General features: G+C 40.0%; 2 protein-coding genes and 1 riboswitch. Of the genes, one reads left to right on the top strand and one right to left on the bottom strand.

The genetic code is table 11. The annotated features are described in order from the left end of the window. Window positions 1-75: riboswitch (glycine riboswitch) on the top strand. This riboswitch is flagged as partial in the annotation. Between the two features lie 163 nt (window positions 76-238). After that, window positions 239-1588, top strand: a complete 1350-nt coding sequence (locus KFT32_RS27085; RefSeq protein WP_211750456.1) for an amino acid permease — start codon at window positions 239-241, stop codon at window positions 1586-1588. A 197-nt stretch (window positions 1589-1785) separates the two neighbouring features. On the opposite strand, the gene KFT32_RS27080 is transcribed toward KFT32_RS27085, so the two are convergent. Further along, window positions 1786-1916 (bottom strand): SDR family oxidoreductase (locus tag KFT32_RS27080; protein ID WP_211750457.1); only part of this gene is annotated, 131 nt, incomplete at its 5' end.

Here is a 1916-nt window from a genome sequence, read left to right as displayed (position 1 = left end):
GCTTCTGGAGAGACCATGGGAATTCCATGGCGCCGAAGGGTTCACAATCTCAGGCAAAAGGACAAAAGAGTACTAAATCATTTTTTTGTTATGTTTATAATATTTAGAATAACAAATTATATTTATTACTTTTTATGACCATGAGATTGGAGATCATCCAATCTCTTTTTTTATTGGCATTTTTTCTAAACAACGTTTCATCAGTAAGGATTTATTTGATTTTAAAGGGGAACTAGGTATGGCACAGCAAGAATTAAAGAGAGATTTAGCAAATCGGCATGTTCAACTTATTGCAATTGGCGGAACGATTGGTACGGGATTATTTTTAGGATCCGGTAAAGCGATACAACTAGCAGGACCATCCATCATCTTTACTTATCTTATCGTGGGGATCGCTATATTTTTTGTGATGAGGGCACTAGGAGAACTCTTGTTGTCTAAAGCAGGATATCAGTCTTTCACCGATATTGCCGAAGACTATCTTGGGCCGCGAGTAGCGTTTGTAACGGGATGGACGTATTGGTTCTGTTGGATTATGACGGCGATGGCCGATATTATTGCTGTTGGGGTGTATGTGCAATATTGGTTCGATATCCCGCAATGGATACCCGAGGTCATCTGCCTAATCATTTTACTAGGACTCAATCTGTTAACGGTTAAATATTTTGGAGAATTGGAATTTTGGTTTGCGTTAATTAAGGTAGTGACGATTCTCGGATTAATTGTACTTGGGGTTATCTTGCTCGTGATCGGATTCAAAACAGATACAGGAATGGTAACGGTCAAAAATATTTGGGAACATGGGGGAATGTTTCCGAACGGAATAACTGGCTTCCTACTTTCATTCCAAATGGTTGTATTTGCATTTGTCGGTGTGGAATTAGTAGGTGTATCCGCAGCGGAAACATCTGATCCACAAAAAAATATCCCATCGGCCATCAATAAAATTCCTTTGCGAATTCTATTTTTCTATGTGGGTGCCATTATTGCGCTATTATGCATTAATCCCTGGACAGAGCTAAGTCCAACAGAGAGCCCATTTGTTAAAACGTTTAGTCTAGTGGGAATTCCTATTGCCGCAGGAATTATTAATTTTGTCGTATTAACTTCAGCCGCTTCTGCTTGTAACAGTGGCATGTTCTCCACAAGTAGAATCTTATATAGTTTGGGAAATAAGAAACAGGCTCCATCTCGTTTTGCAAAACTGAATAAAAATCATGTGCCAAGAAACGGATTATTGATATCTACGCTGGTCCTACTCGTGGGGGCTCTGTTGAGTAAGCTCATTCCGGAACAAGCCTTCGGAATCGTGACAACGATTAGTGCCATTTGTTTTATCTGGGTCTGGGGTGTGGTGCTCGTGTGCCATGTAAAGTATAAGAGGACACGTCCGCAATTACAGGCAAAATCAAAATTTAAAGCGCCGTTTACTCCATTCATTAATTATGTTGTCTTATCGTTATTTGCTGTTATTCTCATGATTATGCTAATTGCTGAAGAAACACGCCCGGCCTTATTGCTAACACCCGTATGGTTTATTCTATTATTTGCTTTATACGGTTGGACAAGAAGAAAGCCGCGGTCATAGGAAGAAACTTGAGTAGAATCTGGAAAGCCTCAGAAGTGACCTAACTGTCAGGGTACAAATTTTGATGCAGACGATTTTCGTGGGTGGAAGTTAACTGAAAACTAGCAGAGGGGTCTAGCAGTTATACGAAATACAATTCAAAAATAAAAAACGACAGCCCTCATTAAAATGAAAGGCTGTCGTTATCTACTAACACGTTATTGTGCTGAGAATCCACCATCAATAACTAGCTCAGATCCTGTAATGTAGGAAGAATCGTCAGAAGCTAGGAACAGTGCTGCTTGGGCAATATCAATAGCTTGGCCTAAACGTTGTAGAGGCGTCGCTT

It is taken from the genome of Paenibacillus sp. Marseille-Q4541, assembly GCF_018310695.1.
Taxonomy (GTDB): Bacteria; Bacillota; Bacilli; order Paenibacillales; family Paenibacillaceae; genus Paenibacillus.
The sequence above is the reverse complement of the archived record's forward strand: the minus strand, read 5'-3'. Positions and strand labels throughout refer to the sequence as shown.

Coding starts and splice junctions, on each gene's coding strand:
- KFT32_RS27085 (WP_211750456.1), top strand. CDS start 239: ATGGCACAGCAAGAATTAAAGAGAGATTTAGCAAATCGGCATGTTCAA.